Source organism: Microbacterium sp. Marseille-Q6648 (assembly GCF_943181415.1).
In the GTDB taxonomy this organism is placed as follows: Bacteria; Actinomycetota; Actinomycetes; order Actinomycetales; family Microbacteriaceae; genus Microbacterium.
On record NZ_CALPBZ010000001.1, the window covers coordinates 928,994 to 943,476 of the forward strand.

Below are 14,483 nucleotides of genomic sequence, written 5' to 3' on the forward strand. Positions count from 1 at the left end.
ACGCCGCGTTTCGACCCGAGGAGCGCCCATGACCGCAGCCGTGCAGGCGTCGGACGCGCTCCGACGCAACAACGTCACCGTCGGCGGCGACCCATACGGGCGCGTCATGGTCTTCGCGCACGGCTTCGGCTGCGACCAGGCTGTCTGGCGTGCGGTGGCGCCCGCGTTCGCACCCGACCATCGAACGGTGCTCTTCGATCATGTCGGAGCCGGCGGATCCGACCTGAGCGCCTACCACCCCGGCCGGTACGACTCCCTCGACGGCTATGCCGGGGATCTGCTCGAGATCCTCGAAGCCATCGACGCCACGGACGTCGTCTTGGTCGGGCACTCGGTGAGTGCGATGGTGGGGGTGCTCGCGGCGAACCGCGATCCGTCGCGATTCGGCGCCCTGGTGCTCGTGACCCCCTCGCCCCGATATGTCAACGATGCAGAGTACGACGGCGGCTTCGAGCTCGACGACATCTCGAGCCTGCTCGACTCGCTGGACGCGAACTACCTCGGCTGGTCGCGGGAGTTCGCCCCGGTGATCATGGGGACCCCCGAACGCCCGGACCTGAGCGATGCGCTGACGGCGAGCTTCTGCCGCGTCGATCCGGCGATCGCGAGGCACTTCGCGCGCGTGACCTTCCTCTCCGACAATCGGGATGACCTGCGCGCGGTCTCGGTGCCGACCCTCGTGCTGCAGTGCAGCAGCGACGCACTCGCCCCCCGCACGGTCGGCGACTACGTCCACGCCGCGATCCCCGGCAGTCGACTGGCTGTTCTGGAAGCCACCGGGCACGTCCCCATCCTCTCCGCGCCCGACGCCGTCATCGCCGAGATCCGGGAGTTCCTGGCGTGAGCGCGGACAGCTGGTTCGATCTCGCCCCGTGCGGGCTCGTGGCGACATCGCCCGACGGCACCGTCCTCGAGGCGAATTCGACGTTCCTCGAGTGGACGGGGCAGTCGCGGGAGATCATCGGCACGCCCTTCGCGGACCTTCTCGATCCCGGGAGCCGCCTGTTCTACGAGACGCGGCACGTGCAGTCGCTGCACCTGCAGGGGAGGGTCGACGAGGCAGCACTGACGATCCGCCGGACCGACGGCCACGGCATCCCGGTCCTGGTCAACTCGCTGCGGGACGCCGCGACCGGCGTCGTGCGGACGGCGGTCTTCAACGCGACCGAGCGGATCCGGTACGAGCGCGACCTTGTTCACGCTCGACGAGCGGCCGAGTCCTCCGAGGCCCGCGTGCGCGTGCTGCAGGAGGTCTCGAGCACTTTCGGGCTGACAGCGAGCGCGGAGGACGTCGCGCACGCCTTTGCCGACGTCGCGCGAACCGCCTTCAGCGCGCGGGAGGCGGCGGTGCTCCTGTGGGACGACGAGGGCGATCTCGTGCTGGCGGGCGGCGTGAACCCGCTCGCGGGTCGCGTGCCGCCGGTCGTCACGCTCCGCAACACGCCACGGGTCGTCGCCGTCACCGAGAAGGCCGCGCAGACGCAGTTCCCCGAGCTCGCCGCCGCCATGCGCGAGACCCGACTCGAGGCGCTGAGCGTCACGCCGCTCTTGGACGAGAGCGACCGGCTGGGCGTGCTGGTGTGCTTCTTCGGCCGCGACCGCGAGTTCGACGACCAGTTCTACGACCTGCAGCAGGCGCTGGGCCGGCAGGCGTCGCAGACGCTCGTCCGTCTGCGCTACCAGCGCCGTCTCGCCTTCCTCGCCCTGCACGACCAGCTCACTGGCGTCGGCAACCGTCAATTGCTCGAGCAGAGTCTCGACGACGCGATCCGCACCGCGTGGAACGAGCGCACCCCGCTGGCGGTCCTCTTCCTCGACGTGGACGACTTCAAGGGCATCAACGACCGGTTCGGCCACGCGGCCGGCGACATGGTCCTCACCGAGCTCGCCGCGCGCCTCATGCACGGCGTGCGCGCGGGGGACGTCGTCGGTCGCATCGGCGGGGACGAATTCGTCGCCATCTGCGCGGATGCCGACCAGGAAGCCGCCGAGGCCATCGCCGAGCGCATCCTCGCGATGACCCAGGACCCGATCACCGTGGACTCCGGGCTGATCTCACCGTCGGTGAGCGTCGGCGTTTCGCTCTATCGTCCGCAGGAGGACCCCCGCCCCGACCCCGAGCACCTTCTCGTGCGCGCGGACGGCGCGATGTACGAGTCGAAGGGCGCCGGCAAGAACCGCGTCACGATCGAGCGGCTCGTCGACCTGCTCTGACGCCGACTGCGCGCTCGGAGATGGGCGGCTCCAGCCGTCACCGCGTCTACCGCCGCAGCGTGCGCGAGGGCTTCTCTCCGAACAGCTCCTGATACTCGGCGGCGAAGCGGCTCGGGCTCGCGAATCCCCAGCGGTGCGCGATCTCCACGACGGACTTCTCCCCCGGTTGCGCGTCGAGCAGCTCGTCGCGGGCGTGCAGCAGCCGCACGCGACGCAGGTACCCGAGCGGCGTGGTGTCGAGCTCCCGACGGAAGCCGTTCTGCAGCGTCCGAACCGACACGCGCGCCTGTTCTGCGATCTGCTGCACCGTCAGGGGCTGGTCTGCGTGGTCGTCGATGAACGCGCGGGCCCGCCGAAGCGCAGACGGCAGCGCCGCATCCGGCGGAATGCGTCCGGCGTGGACGACATCGACGGGGAATGCCGCAAGCGCCGCCGCGACGACCGCGTCGAACGTCGCCGTCCGGACGAGGTCGTTGCGGAACACCTCCGGCACCTGAGCGACGCTCCGCCACGCGTACGCCACCGTTCGCTGCCAGTGCCGGCTGAGCTCCGGCGACGCCGGCGCGGTCCGCGAGAAGTCGATGCGCGCGTCCTCGACACCCTCCCGACGGGCGACCGCCTGACGGAGCATGTCGTCCTGGACGTTCACGACGAGCAGGTCGAGCCCCTCGGATATGGACGAGCCCGGCCCGGGCCGGAAGACGAACGGCTGGGTGGTGTCGAGGGCGTCCCCCCGCGACTGCGCCGCGTACCGCCCATCGAGGAGCAGTCCATAGCCCGCCACGCCCTGGAACTCCACCGCGATGTCGATCCGGGAGCTGATCCGGAAGCGCGCGAACGTCACGCCGTCGGCACCCCGGGTCGTCTGCTCGAACAGGAACTCCCGACGGGAGTCACGCAGCTGCGCGACCGGATAGACCCGCTGGACGAGCTTCTCCGCAGTGGCGATATCGGTGGTGCGCACCGACTCCTCCCACACGGATCCCCTCGACGTCGCCTCCCCCGGTCCGACCTCCGAACTCACGATTCCGACGGTTCGCGCAGCAGGTACATCCCGCTGGCGGAGTTCGCGCCCGACATCAGGGCATCCATCCACGACCGGTTCAGCTCCTGCCTGCGGCGACTGGAGAACTTGTACACCAGTTGCGCCCCGGGATGGATCCAGATCGACGTCCGCCCGCCGCCCTCCATGGGGTCATGCGTCCAGGTGAAGTGGAAGGGCTCGCCGCGCTTCAGCTTGTTCCCGATGACGATCTGCAGGTGCAGCAGGGTGCGGTCATCGACCTCGAGCGAGACACTTCCCTCGTAGGTCAACCGCCCCATGCGAGCAACTCCGTTTCCGACGTTGCTACAGGATGCGTGCCCCACCCTTGCTCGTCGGAATCGGCCGCCCCGCCTGATCACGGAGCGAAGCAATTGTCCGCTGAGCGTCGTCGCGCCGACGTCGGAACCCATCGCGATCTCCTTTCGAGCGCCACGTCCGCGCCCACGATCGACGACTGTCCCTCGCCGCGCTGCGAAGTGCCAGGGGCTTGACATCGCCCGCCTCGTTCCTCCCTGCGCGTCGCTGTGCGATGCACAGCACGAGCATGATGGCGCACGAGACGACGTAGAACGAGTGCAGCGCCCAGATCGGCCCCATCGGGAGAGTGAAGACGTACAGCGAGTACACGAGGTTCGCGACGTTGATCATGACGAGGCTCGGCACGCTGTACGACGAGACGTCCCCGGTCTGCAGCGCCTTGCGCAGCATGGGCAGGTTGCTCGCTGCGAAGACCACGGTCGAGGCCGTGCCTGCGACGAGCGGGATGTCCATGCCGGCAACGCTATGCGCGGCCCCCTCTTCTCCGCGTCGGCCGGATCACCCATTCTGCCCGCGCCCGTGCGTGGGCAGATATATGCAGATCCTCGCGGCATGCACGCTGCGGATCCTGCGACCGCGGCATCCGACTCAGATCGCAGCGTCCGCCGAGGCGGCATCCCACCATCGCAGCACACGCGAGCCGAACAGGGTGAGCCACTTCGACGGACTGCCTTCGTCGACATCGACCGGGAACCACGTGCGCCCGGCGAGCGGAGTGGACTGCAACCAGGTGCCGTCCGGTCGCCGGGCCTCACGCACGAGGGCGACGGCGTCCGAGAGACGGGGGTCCGGGGTGACTGCGTCGTGGAGCGCGGCGTCTCTGAAATAGTCGAGCGCCGCCAGCGCGCTGTAGCGGTGGCGGTTCGGGTACACGAATCGCACGACGAAGTCGCCGACGAGGGCTCCGGTGGTGGCGCGGTACATCAGTCGCCGCCGCAGCAGGTACTCCTGCCCGCGATGACGGGATGCCCGCAGGCCGACATCTCCGGTCAGCTGCTCGTACTGCAGCATGCCGCGAAGCGCGTTGAGCGTCGAGTGGAACGACGATCGCGTGGACTCCCCCTCTTCGGCCTCGCAGTTCCACCCGCCGTCCTCGAGCTGGTGCGCAGGGAACCATGCGGCGAGCCCGGATACGTCCGCACCGAGCCAGGCTCCGGTGGCGAGAGTGTACGCGTTGATGCACACGTCCACCTCGCCGCCCCAGTACGGCAGGTCCTCGTAATCCCACCGGCTGTTGGCAGCCAATCGTGCCGCGGTGTCGCCCAGAACCGCCGCATCCACGCCCCACTCCCGCAGATCGCGCAGCACCCACGTCGTCGCCGTCCACGGCTGACCCGGCTGGCGAGGTTCGTCGCCGTCGAAGAATCCGGCGGGAAAGAACGAACCACCGGCCCACTGCCCGTCCGGATCCTGTGCCCTCAAGAGCGCGGCCCCGAACCCCTCGGTGGCCACGCGCGACCGAGTCGCCTGCCACTGATCCCGAGGCGCGTCGAGCAGATCGCGCTCGACCTGCCAGCGGAGGGCCGGATCCGCGTCGAGCAGCCAGGCGTGCAGGTCGTCGGTCGACGTCATCCCCACACGCTATCTCGCAGCACCGACACGCCGTCCGGCACGGGGTCAGTCGAAGATCCCGACCGACGCCGACAGGCGGGACACCTCGTCCGCGTCGAGGTCGAGATCGGCCGCCTTCGCCGAATCGATGATGGATGCCGCGCGCCGCGCTCCCGGGATCGGGATGACCGTCGGGGCCAGAGCGAGCTCCCAGGCCAGCACCGCCTGCTGCGGGCTGACGCCGTGCGCGTCGCCGACCTCTCGGAACGCGGAGAACCGGTCGCCGACGCTGCGGGCTCCTCCACCGGTGCCGCCCAGCGGACTCCACGGCAGGAAGGCGATCCCGTGCTCGCCGCAGAAGCGCAACTCGTCGATGCTGCCCGGGTGCTTGGGCGAGAACTCGTTCTGCACACTCGCCAGGTTGCCCTCGCCGAGCACCTCCAGCGCGATCTCGATCTCCTCGACGCTGGCATTGGAGATCCCGACGGCCCGGACGAGGCCGTCCGCCTGAAGAGCGGCGAGCGCCTTCATGACGTCGCCGTAGACCAGCCAGCGGTCAGGACGGTGGTACTGATACAGCTCGATCCGGTCGACGCCCAGGATCTCGAGCGACCGCTCGACCGCTGAGCGCAGGTAGGCCTCGGAGCCGTCGCGTCCCCACACCTCGCCCTCGCTGCGCGTGATGCCGCCTTTGGTCGCGACGAAGATGCTCGACGCATCGCCGTCCCACGTGCGCAGCGCCTCGGCGACGATCCGCTCGTTGTGCCCCATCTCGTTCCACGCAGGAGCGTAGATATCGGCGGTGTCGATCAGTGTCACGCCCGCATCCAGCGCCGCGTGCACTGTGGCGACGGCATCCTCGAGCGAGGGGATCTGCTTGTCGTTGTTCATCGACAGGGGCATGGCCCCCAGGCCGATCGCCGAGACCTGCCGGCCGGCGAGGATGCGCTGTTTCACGTCGTCTCCTTCTTCGGACCCGCCCGTCCTTCGGGATCGGCCCGGTCGCTTCCCGGATCAGTCCCGGTCGCGTCGTCCCAGCCTGCCAGGAACCGCGCGTGCTCGGTCGAGGCTGGACAGGACCGACCCGGGTGTGAGAGGGGCGGACGCGAGACCCGGTGCCGCACCTCGATCGGCCAGGCACGCCGATCAGTACCCTGGAGACGTGAAGCTCGCCGATCTCCGACGTTTCGCGGCTGTCGAGGCTGCCGACCTGCACTTCCCGCGCGCAGCCGAGGCGCTCGGGATCCCGCTGGCCGCGCTGTACTCGTCGATGGAGCGCCTCGAGGCCGAGGTCGGGCATCCGCTTTTCACGCGCACGAAGTCGGGCAGTGTGCTGAGCCCCGCCGGGCAGCTGCTCCTGGACGAGGCGAAAGCGCAGATCTCCGCGGCACCCGCCGCTGCGCAACCACCGAAGCCTGCTGCCGGAGGCAAGGCCAAGGCCTCGAAGGGAAAGGGCCGTGCACCCGTGGTGAAGGGTCAGCCGAAGCCGTACAAGAAGCGACAGGGCCGGTAGACCTCAGTCCCAGTCGAGGTACTCCTCGATGATGACCGCGGTCTCGATCGGGTGCGTGAGCGGGAAGAGGTGCCCTGCGCCGTCGAGGGGCTTCACGCTGGCACGCTCGGGGGCCGTGGACTGCAGCCGGTCGCCGTTGGCCGGCACCGTGACACCATCGTCGGTTCCCTGGATGATGAGGACGGGGATCACCGGCGCGAGGGCGATGTCCTCGTCCTCGACGCCGAGGAGCAGAAGGCCGCTCGCACGGTCTGCGTGACCGGCGACGACGGCGCGGGCGACGGTGCCGCCGAAGCCATGACCGCCGATCCACGAACGGTCGAGGCCGAGGTGGTCCATCACGGCGACGACGTCCTCGGCGCGCTCGTCGAGCGAGGGCGAGCCGTCGGCGTCCGCACGATGCCCGATGCGGATCACGTGGAAGCCGGCCTCCTCGGCGAGGTAGTGACCCACCACCCCGAGGGCGTCGCGCCCTTCGCCGGGCTCGGGGATGAGGACGAGCTTGATCGGTCCGTCCCCCTCATCGACGAAGGGGATGGCGCGACCGGACGGCTCGAAGATCTGGGAGTCGGGCATGGGATCGGTCCTTTCGTCAGACGTTGAAGCGGAACTCGACGACATCGCCGTCCTGCATGACGTAATCCTTGCCCTCGAGTCGCGCCTTGCCCTTCGCACGGGCCTCGGCGACCGAGCCGAGCGCGACCAGGTCATCGAACGAGATGACCTCGGCCTTGATGAAGCCCTTCTCGAAGTCGGTGTGGATGATACCCGCGGCCTGGGGCGCCTTCCAGCCCTTGCCGATCGTCCACGCGCGGGCTTCCTTCGGCCCCGCGGTGAGGTACGTCTGCAGGCCGAGGGTGTCGAAGCCGATGCGAGCCAGCTGGTCGAGTCCGGACTCCTCCTGGCCGGTCGACGCCAGGAGCTCGGCGGCATCGTCGGGGTCGAGGTCGATCAGCTCGGATTCGATCTTGGCGTCGAGGAAGACCGCCTGCGCCGGCGCGACGAGCGCCGCGAGCTCCGCCTTGCGCCCGGCATCCGTCAGCACCGCCTCGTCGACGTTGAACACGAAGATGAACGGCTTCGCGGTGAGCAGTCCGAGCTCCTTGATCGGTGCGAGGTCGATACCCGAGCCCGACAGCAGGACGCCGCGTTCGAGAGCGTCCTTGGCCTCGAGCGCCGCCTGCAGCACAGAAGGATCGAGCTTCTTGCCCTTGACTTCCTTTTCGAACCGCGTGACGGCCTTCTCCAGCGTCTGCAGGTCCGCCAGCTGCAGCTCGGCGTTGATGGTCTCCATGTCGCTCTGCGGATTCACCGCGCCCTCGACGTGCACGACGTCGTCGTCGCTGAACCCCCGCACGACCTGGGCGATCGCGTCGGCCTCGCGGATGTTCGCGAGGAACTGATTGCCCAGCCCCTCCCCCTCGCTGGCGCCGCGGACGATGCCGGCGATGTCGACGAACGACACCGCCGCGGGCAGGACCCGCTCGGAGTGGAAGATGTCGGCGAGCACCTGCAGACGAGGGTCGGGGAGGTTCACGACCCCGACGTTCGGCTCGATCGTGGCGAACGGGTAGTTCGCGGCGAGAACCTGGTTCTTGGTGAGGGCGTTGAAGAGGGTCGACTTGCCGACATTCGGGAGTCCGACGATTCCGATGGTGAGAGCCACGGGCCCCAAGTCTACGTGCGCGGGATGCCGCGCCCTGCCGCCCTGTCGCCGGACGCATCGCCGGAGCATACTGAGGCCGTGGACGAATGCTGCGTCCCGCGGACCCCGGGTGGGTACGACGAGGTGTTCGACGCCCGCTTCGCTCGGAAGCTGGCGCGTCGTTACGAGCGCCGCGGACCGACGAAGCCGGAGCAGGTCGTCATCGACTTCGCCTCGTCGCTCGGCTTGACCGGCGCCACCGTGCTCGAGGTGGGCGGCGGGATCGGCGAGATACAGCTCGAGCTGCTGCGACGCGGTGCCGCGCACACGACCAATCTCGAGCTGTCGCGCCAGTACGAACCGGAGGCCGCGCGGCTCGCACGGACAGCCGGGCGACAGGCGTCCGTCACGCGACTCGTGGGGATCGACATCGCGGTGGATCCGGCATCCGTGGCCGCCGCAGACATCGTGGTGCTCAATCGAGTGGTGTGCTGCTACCCGGATTACGACCGACTGCTGTCGGCTTCAGCGGCGCTCGCGCGCCGGGCCGTCGTCTTCAGCCATCCGCCCCGCACGCTGCTCACCCGGGCTCTCGGCGTCCTCGCCAATGCCGGAATGAGGCTCACCCGCCACACCTACCGGGGGTTCGTCCACCCGCCCCAGGCGATGGTCGACGTGCTCGCACGCCACGGCTTCGCGGCCGATTACCGCCGACGCGCAGGGTTGTGGGCCGTCGTGGGCGCGGTGCGCTCCTGACGAGCCGCGCGCGTGGCGCGTCAGGGGCGCAGCGCTCGGAACGCGTTGGTCACGTACGGAAGCTCCACCGTGTCGTCGCCGACGGCACCGATCTCGTCGCACAGCAGCTCGAGGCCGTCTTCGATGCGGGCTCGCTCCTGAGCTGATGCGGTGATGACGTGGCTGCGCGAGCGGGCCATCGCGAACAGCGCGTCCCGGGTCATCGGCTGCGACCACCTCCACCGCGCCCGCTCGAGGTCGCCGAACGGCGGTCCGACCGGCGGGTCTCCCGCAGCGAGCATCTCTTCCGCGTGGCTGCCCTTCATGATCGCGGTGAGGCGCCGCACCCACGGCTCGCGTTCGTCGCGGATGTTCCAGATCAGTCCGAGCACCCCACCGGCGCGCAGCACCCGCGCCGCCTCGGTCGCAGCGGCGGTCGGGTCCGCCCAGTGCCACGCCTGCCCGTAGAGGAGGGCGTCCAGGGAAGCCGCCGGCAGCGGCATCCGCTCGGCGGAACCGACGAACGTCGGAACCCCGTGGACGCGCTCGCGCAGCTGGGCGAGCATGGCGGCATCCGGGTCGACGGCGACGACCTGGGCACCGAACTCGACCGCAGCGCGGGTGAGCTTGCCCGTGCCGGCTCCGCCGTCGGCGACCCTCAGCACGCGGCCCTCGGCGCGAACCGGGGCGAGCATCCAGGCGACCGCCTCGGAGGGGTAACCGGGCCTGCCCGACTCGTACACGTCGGCCACGGCACCGAACGACCTCGAGAGCTCCTCACGTCCGGACATGCGTCGACCCTACGCCCGGCGCGCCTGACGCCGATCCCCCACGAGCAGGGCGATGGTGGTTCCGTGCCCTTGGACTTCACCGCGATCGACTTCGAGACGGCGAACTCCAGCAATGCCTCGGCGTGCGCCGTCGGGCTCGTGAGGGTCCGCAACGGCGAGGTGGTCGCCCAGACGGGCTGGCTCATCCGGCCGCCGGCGGGTCACGACCGCTTCTTCGACCTCAATACGCGCATCCACGGCATCACCGCCGAGGACGTCGCCGACGCGAAGGGGTGGAGCGAGCAGCTCGCCGACCTGGCCGCGTTCGCGGGTGCGGACGTCCTCGTCGCCCACAACGCCGGATTCGACATGGCGGTCCTCAAACGGGCGTCCGAAGCCACCGGCGACGAGTGCCCGCCCTATCGCTACGCCTGCAGCCTTCAGGCCGCACGCCGCGTCTATGCGCTGGACTCGTACCGTCTGCCGTTCGTGGCGGCCGAGGCCGGATTCGGCTCCTTCGCCCATCACAACGCCACCGCCGATGCTCTCGCGTGCGCTCACGTCATGATCGACATCGCACGCCGGCTGCAGGTCTCGGACGTTGACGACCTCGCGGCAGCAGCGGGGATCCGCGTCTCGCAGATCGCGATCACCGAGGCGCCGGTCACGTTCTTCCCCGCGGCGGTCGCCTGAGCCTCGCCGACGTGCGGGAAGCTCGGCACCCGATGTCGGAGGGATGAGGCACGCTCAGACCATGGACGCACTCACCGTGGCCCTCATCGTCATCGGATCGCTGCTGATCGGCGCGCTCGCCGGCTGGGTCGCCGGGCTCGCCCGGGCCTCGGCACGATCGGCACGGGAGCACGCCTCGCTCCTGGCGCAGGTCGCGTCGGCGACCGCCGCGCGCGAGGGGGTCCAGTCTCAACTCGAGCACCAGCAGATCCTCTACCGCGATCTGATCGCCCAGACCCGCGCCGACCAGGCCGCGCGCGAGGAGCGCGAGCGCCGCGAGCAGACGGTGCTGCGCGCACTGTCACCGGTGCAGCAGACGCTCGAGGCGATGCAGACTAAGGTCGACGACCTCGAACGCGATCGCACGCGTCAGTTCTCCACGCTCGCCGAGCAGCTGCGGCGCGCGCAGGAGAGCGATGAGGCGCTGCGCGCGACCACCGAATCCCTCGCGGGCGCGCTGCGCTCGGGCAGCACGCGGGGCGTGTGGGGCGAGACCCAGCTGCGCCGGGTCGTCGAAGCCGCGGGACTCACCCGCCACGTCGACTTCGATCTGCAGGCCTCCCTCGCATCGGATGCCGGAGCGGGCCGTCCCGACATGGTCATCCGCCTGCCTGCCGGCAAAGCCATCGCCGTCGACGCGAAGGTGCCCCTCGACGCCTATCTCGAAGCCAGCGCGATCGCGGTGACGGCCACGGGCGCCGAGGGCGCCCGTCGGCAGGCCCTGATCGACAAGCACGTCAAGGCCGTCCGCGCGCACGTGGACGCCCTGGCGAAGAAGGCGTACTGGGCGGGGTTGGCGGTGAGCCCCGAGTTCGTGATCTGCTTCGTCCCGAGCGAGTCGCTCCTGTCGTCCGCGCTCGAAGCCGACCCGTCGCTGCTGGACTACGCGTTCGGGAAGCGGGTGGCCCTCGCCTCGCCGGTGAACCTGTGGGCCGTGCTCAAGACGGTGGCCCTCACGTGGACCCAGCAGGACGTCTCGCAGGAGGCGCGGACACTGTTCGATCTCGGCTCCCAGCTGTACGAACGACTCGGATCTCTGGCCGGCCACACTGACGACATGCGTCGCGCGATCGAACGCACCGTGGACAGTTACAACAAGCTCGTGGGATCGCTCGAATCGCGTGTGCTCGTCACCGCACGACGGTTCCCCGGCATCGATCAGACACGCCTCGACGCCCTCTCGGCGCCCGCAGCCGTCGAAGCGACGCCGCGGCGACTGACCGCCCCGGAGCTGCTCGATGCGTCGCCGTGGGACGACTCGGAGCCCGACCCAGGCGCCGAACCGGTCCGTGCGGATCTCGGGGACGTGCGTGCGCGCGTGTCGACCCCCGACGACTGAGCGCCGGAAGCAGAGGCCTCAGGCGCGGCGAGGAGGGGACTCAGGCGCCGCCGGGTACGAAGCTGAGAAGGGCGATGACCGCGCCCGAGACGACGACGAAGGCGCCGATCATCCACCACGGGCTCAGTTCGTGGCCTTCGTCACGACGGACCCGCAGCAGCACGTCGGGACGGCGCGCGGGGTCGGTGGCATCGGCCACCACGGCGATGGCACCGGTCTGCGGTGAGGTTCCGCTCAGCTGTGCGGACATCACTACCCCCTTGGGCTCGGAACGACGACGAGCATCTCCGTTGACACCGTCACCAATTGTGCCAGAGAACCCTGGGAGGCCGGGTTACGGCGCGGTCACGATCCGTCCGCCGCGTTCGATCCCGGCCAGCAGCGGGTCAGAGCCACTTCGAGACGAGGTGCTCCGACGAGATGCGGCGCAGGGTGCCGGACGAACCGCGCAGCACGACGCTCTCGGTGTAGACGTAGCCTCCCTCGCGACGGACGCCCGCCACCAGCTCGCCATTGGTCACACCGGTCGCCACGAAGATCGTGTTGCTGCCGGTGACGAGTTCGTCGGCTTCGTAGACGTAGCCGTCGACCTTCAGCCCGGCATCAGCACCCTTCTGCTTCTCGTCGTCGTCGCGCGGCCACAGCCGGCCCTGGATGTGCCCGCCGAGCGCCTTGATCGCACAGGCGGTGACGATGCCCTCCGGGCTGCCGCCCACGCCGACGCACATGTCGGTCCGTGCGTTGTGACGGGCGGCGTTGATGCCGCCGGCCACGTCGCCGTCGCTCATGAGTCGCGTGCCCGCGCCGGCCTCGCGGATGTCGTGGATGAGCTGCTCGTGGCGGGGACGGTTCAGCACCGAGACGACGAGTTCGTCCACGGGCTTGCCCAGCGCCTTCGCCAGGCGCCGGATGTTCTCGCCGATCGGAAGGCGGATGTCGACCACACCGACGCCGGCCGGACCGGTCACGAGCTTGTCCATGTAGAACACCGTCGAGGCGTCCAGCATGGTGCCGTGCTCCGAGACCGCGATGACCGACAGCGCGTTGTTGCGCCCCTCGGCGGTCAGCGTGGTGCCGTCGATCGGGTCGACCGCCACATCCGCGCGGGGCCCGCGGCCGTTTCCGACCTTCTCCCCGTTGAACAGCATGGGCGCTTCGTCCTTCTCGCCCTCGCCGATGACGATCGTGCCGTCGAAGTTGACGGTGGTGAAGAACGCCCGCATCGCGTCGACCGCGGCGGCGTCCGCCTTCTCCTTCGCCCCCCGCCCGATGAACGGAACGGCGCGGATGGCCGCGGCCTCGGTCGCGCGGACCAGCTCCAGTGCGAGGTTCCGGTCGGGATGCAGCGGGCTCATGTCCGCGGTCAGACTCACCATGGCTTCACCCTAGCCAGATCGTTCCCCTCCCAAACCGTGGATGTCACGATCCGGCGGTGAAGAAAAGCCGATTCTTGCGTGAGCGTTATGCCGCGCCACCTCGGGCATGCGGCATCCGCTCGTCTCTGTGCGCCGTCGACGGCTTGGATAGAGTGACCCTGACGCCCGAATACGACCAAGGAGCATTCATGCCCGTCGCCACTCCCGAGCAGTACGCCGACATGCTGGACCGCGCGAAGTCCGGCGGCTTCGCGTATCCCGCGATCAACGTCTCGAGCTCGCAGACGATCAACGCCGTCCTGCAGGGCCTCACCGAAGCCGGCTCCGACGGCATCCTCCAGGTCACCACCGGCGGCGCGGATTACTTCGCCGGCCACACCGTCAAGGCGCGTGCAGCGGGGGCCCTCGCCTTCGCCCGGTTCGCCACCGAGGTCGCCAAGAACTACCCGATCACGGTCGCCCTGCACACCGATCACTGCCCGAAGGAGGCACTGCCCGGGTTCGTGATGCCGCTCATCGAAGCATCCGAAGAAGAGGTACGGGCCGGCCGCAACCCCATCTTCCAGTCGCACATGTGGGACGGCTCCGCTGTGCCGCTGGACGAGAACATCCAGATCGCCAAGGATCTGCTGCCCCGGCTGAAGAACATCAACGGCATCCTCGAGGTCGAGATCGGCGTCGTCGGCGGCGAGGAGGACGGCGTCAAGCACGAGGGCTCGAACGACGCGCTCTACACCACCGTCGCGGACGTCACGAAGGCCGTCGAGGCCCTGGGTCTCGGCGAGAACGGCCGCTACATCTCGGCACTCACCTTCGGCAATGTGCACGGTGTCTACAAGCCCGGGAACGTCAAGCTCCGTCCCGAGCTGCTCGGCGAGATCCAGGAGGGCATCGCGGCGCGGTTCGGCACCGGTCCGAAGCCCCTCGACCTGGTCTTCCACGGCGGCAGCGGCTCGACCGATGAAGAGATCGCACTGGCCGTGGCCAACGGCGTCGTGAAGATGAACATCGACACCGACACCCAGTACGCCTTCACCCGCTCGATCGCCGGCTTCATGTTCGCCAACTACGACGGCGTGCTGAAGGTGGACGGCGAAGTCGGGAACAAGAAGGCCTACGACCCGCGCGCGTGGGGCAAGGTCGCCGAGTCCGCGATGGCTGCTCGCGTGGTCGAGGCCACGCGACAGCTGGGCTCGCACGGCAAGAGCCTCGCCGCCTGATCCCGGTCGCTTCCGAACGCCTCGC

General features: G+C 69.5%; 17 protein-coding genes. 7 read left to right on the top strand and 10 right to left on the bottom strand.

The window, feature by feature from the left end; genetic code table 11:
- Positions 1 to 28: 28 nt before the first annotated feature.
- Positions 29 to 844 carry an alpha/beta fold hydrolase gene (locus NFR93_RS04470; protein ID WP_285814538.1) on the top strand — a complete coding sequence of 272 codons (816 nt, stop codon included), beginning with the start codon at positions 29 to 31 and terminating at the stop codon, positions 842 to 844.
- On the top strand, positions 841 to 2,214 hold the full coding sequence (locus NFR93_RS04475) for a sensor domain-containing protein (protein WP_251450366.1): 1,374 nt from the start codon (positions 841 to 843) through the stop codon (positions 2,212 to 2,214). The genes NFR93_RS04470 and NFR93_RS04475 overlap by 4 nt, the downstream gene beginning before the upstream one ends.
- Before the next feature lie 46 nt (positions 2,215 to 2,260).
- Here NFR93_RS04475 and NFR93_RS04480 read toward each other — a convergent pair whose 3' ends face one another.
- The 5 genes from NFR93_RS04480 to NFR93_RS04500 all read right to left on the bottom strand — a co-directional run bounded on the left by NFR93_RS04480 (position 2,261) and on the right by NFR93_RS04500 (position 6,085).
- The gene (locus tag NFR93_RS04480; RefSeq protein WP_251450368.1) at positions 2,261 to 3,238 is read right to left on the bottom strand and encodes a helix-turn-helix transcriptional regulator; all 978 of its coding nucleotides are present in this window, start codon (positions 3,236 to 3,238) and stop codon (positions 2,261 to 2,263) included.
- Positions 3,235 to 3,537 (bottom strand): DUF7882 family protein, encoded by a 303-nt coding sequence (locus NFR93_RS04485; RefSeq protein WP_251450370.1) that lies wholly within the window; start codon positions 3,535 to 3,537, stop codon positions 3,235 to 3,237. The genes NFR93_RS04480 and NFR93_RS04485 overlap by 4 nt, the downstream gene beginning before the upstream one ends.
- A 25-nt stretch (positions 3,538 to 3,562) precedes the next feature.
- Positions 3,563 to 4,030 carry a hypothetical protein gene (locus tag NFR93_RS16050; protein ID WP_353049897.1) on the bottom strand — a complete coding sequence of 156 codons (468 nt, stop codon included), beginning with the start codon at positions 4,028 to 4,030 and terminating at the stop codon, positions 3,563 to 3,565.
- Between the two features lie 135 nt (positions 4,031 to 4,165).
- A complete protein-coding gene (locus tag NFR93_RS04495) occupies positions 4,166 to 5,149 on the bottom strand; it encodes a squalene cyclase (protein ID WP_251450371.1) in 984 nt (327 codons plus the stop codon).
- A gap of 45 nt (positions 5,150 to 5,194) precedes the next feature.
- Positions 5,195 to 6,085 (bottom strand): aldo/keto reductase, encoded by an 891-nt coding sequence (locus NFR93_RS04500; protein ID WP_285814539.1) that lies wholly within the window; start codon positions 6,083 to 6,085, stop codon positions 5,195 to 5,197.
- A 205-nt stretch (positions 6,086 to 6,290) separates the two neighbouring features.
- Here NFR93_RS04500 and NFR93_RS04505 point away from each other — a divergent pair, with 205 nt between their 5' ends.
- The gene (locus tag NFR93_RS04505) at positions 6,291 to 6,641 is read left to right on the top strand and encodes a LysR family transcriptional regulator (protein ID WP_251450373.1); all 351 of its coding nucleotides are present in this window, start codon (positions 6,291 to 6,293) and stop codon (positions 6,639 to 6,641) included.
- 3 nt (positions 6,642 to 6,644) lie between these two features.
- Here NFR93_RS04505 and NFR93_RS04510 read toward each other — a convergent pair whose 3' ends face one another.
- Together NFR93_RS04510 and ychF are read right to left on the bottom strand one after the other, a co-directional pair.
- Complete coding sequence (locus NFR93_RS04510; protein WP_251450375.1) at positions 6,645 to 7,217, bottom strand: alpha/beta fold hydrolase; 573 nt, start codon at positions 7,215 to 7,217, stop codon at positions 6,645 to 6,647.
- 16 nt (positions 7,218 to 7,233) lie between these two features.
- Positions 7,234 to 8,307, bottom strand: a complete 1,074-nt coding sequence (gene ychF / locus NFR93_RS04515; protein WP_251450377.1) for a redox-regulated ATPase YchF — start codon at positions 8,305 to 8,307, stop codon at positions 7,234 to 7,236.
- Between the two features lie 24 nt (positions 8,308 to 8,331).
- On the opposite strand from ychF, the gene NFR93_RS04520 reads away from it, so the two are divergent.
- Positions 8,332 to 9,042 (top strand): methyltransferase domain-containing protein, encoded by a 711-nt coding sequence (locus NFR93_RS04520; RefSeq protein ID WP_251450378.1) that lies wholly within the window; start codon positions 8,332 to 8,334, stop codon positions 9,040 to 9,042.
- 20 nt (positions 9,043 to 9,062) lie between these two features.
- Here NFR93_RS04520 and NFR93_RS04525 read toward each other — a convergent pair whose 3' ends face one another.
- Positions 9,063 to 9,812, bottom strand: coding sequence for a class I SAM-dependent methyltransferase (locus NFR93_RS04525; protein WP_251450379.1), 750 nt, complete (start codon positions 9,810 to 9,812; stop codon positions 9,063 to 9,065).
- A gap of 63 nt (positions 9,813 to 9,875) precedes the next feature.
- On the opposite strand from NFR93_RS04525, the gene NFR93_RS04530 reads away from it, so the two are divergent.
- Positions 9,876 to 10,484, top strand: coding sequence for a 3'-5' exonuclease (locus NFR93_RS04530; RefSeq protein ID WP_251450380.1), 609 nt, complete (start codon positions 9,876 to 9,878; stop codon positions 10,482 to 10,484).
- A gap of 61 nt (positions 10,485 to 10,545) precedes the next feature.
- Positions 10,546 to 11,862 (top strand): DNA recombination protein RmuC, encoded by a 1,317-nt coding sequence (locus NFR93_RS04535; protein ID WP_251450381.1) that lies wholly within the window; start codon positions 10,546 to 10,548, stop codon positions 11,860 to 11,862.
- Positions 11,863 to 11,902: 40 nt separating this feature from the next.
- Here NFR93_RS04535 and NFR93_RS04540 read toward each other — a convergent pair whose 3' ends face one another.
- Positions 11,903 to 12,112 (bottom strand): UDP-N-acetylmuramyl pentapeptide phosphotransferase, encoded by a 210-nt coding sequence (locus NFR93_RS04540; protein WP_251450382.1) that lies wholly within the window; start codon positions 12,110 to 12,112, stop codon positions 11,903 to 11,905.
- A gap of 136 nt (positions 12,113 to 12,248) precedes the next feature.
- A complete protein-coding gene (gene glpX, locus NFR93_RS04545; protein WP_251450383.1) occupies positions 12,249 to 13,238 on the bottom strand; it encodes a class II fructose-bisphosphatase in 990 nt (329 codons plus the stop codon).
- Between the two features lie 188 nt (positions 13,239 to 13,426).
- Here glpX and fbaA point away from each other — a divergent pair, with 188 nt between their 5' ends.
- Positions 13,427 to 14,458 carry a class II fructose-bisphosphate aldolase gene (gene fbaA, locus NFR93_RS04550; protein WP_251450385.1) on the top strand — a complete coding sequence of 344 codons (1,032 nt, stop codon included), beginning with the start codon at positions 13,427 to 13,429 and terminating at the stop codon, positions 14,456 to 14,458.
- Positions 14,459 to 14,483: the final 25 nt, after the last annotated feature.

Excerpts from the sequence above, each read along its gene's own strand:
- NFR93_RS04495 (WP_251450371.1), bottom strand. The coding sequence starts at position 5,149 with ATGACGTCGACCGACGACCTGCACGCCTGGCTGCTCGACGCGGATCCG.
- NFR93_RS04535 (WP_251450381.1), top strand. The coding sequence starts at position 10,546 with ATGGACGCACTCACCGTGGCCCTCATCGTCATCGGATCGCTGCTGATC.
- glpX (WP_251450383.1), bottom strand. The coding sequence starts at position 13,238 with ATGGTGAGTCTGACCGCGGACATGAGCCCGCTGCATCCCGACCGGAAC.
- NFR93_RS04485 (WP_251450370.1), bottom strand. The coding sequence starts at position 3,537 with ATGGGGCGGTTGACCTACGAGGGAAGTGTCTCGCTCGAGGTCGATGAC.
- fbaA (WP_251450385.1), top strand. The coding sequence starts at position 13,427 with ATGCCCGTCGCCACTCCCGAGCAGTACGCCGACATGCTGGACCGCGCG.
- NFR93_RS04540 (WP_251450382.1), bottom strand. The coding sequence starts at position 12,112 with ATGTCCGCACAGCTGAGCGGAACCTCACCGCAGACCGGTGCCATCGCC.
- NFR93_RS16050 (WP_353049897.1), bottom strand. The coding sequence starts at position 4,030 with ATGGACATCCCGCTCGTCGCAGGCACGGCCTCGACCGTGGTCTTCGCA.
- NFR93_RS04470 (WP_285814538.1), top strand. The coding sequence starts at position 29 with ATGACCGCAGCCGTGCAGGCGTCGGACGCGCTCCGACGCAACAACGTC.
- NFR93_RS04525 (WP_251450379.1), bottom strand. The coding sequence starts at position 9,812 with ATGTCCGGACGTGAGGAGCTCTCGAGGTCGTTCGGTGCCGTGGCCGAC.
- NFR93_RS04520 (WP_251450378.1), top strand. The coding sequence starts at position 8,332 with ATGCCGCGCCCTGCCGCCCTGTCGCCGGACGCATCGCCGGAGCATACT.
- NFR93_RS04510 (WP_251450375.1), bottom strand. The coding sequence starts at position 7,217 with ATGCCCGACTCCCAGATCTTCGAGCCGTCCGGTCGCGCCATCCCCTTC.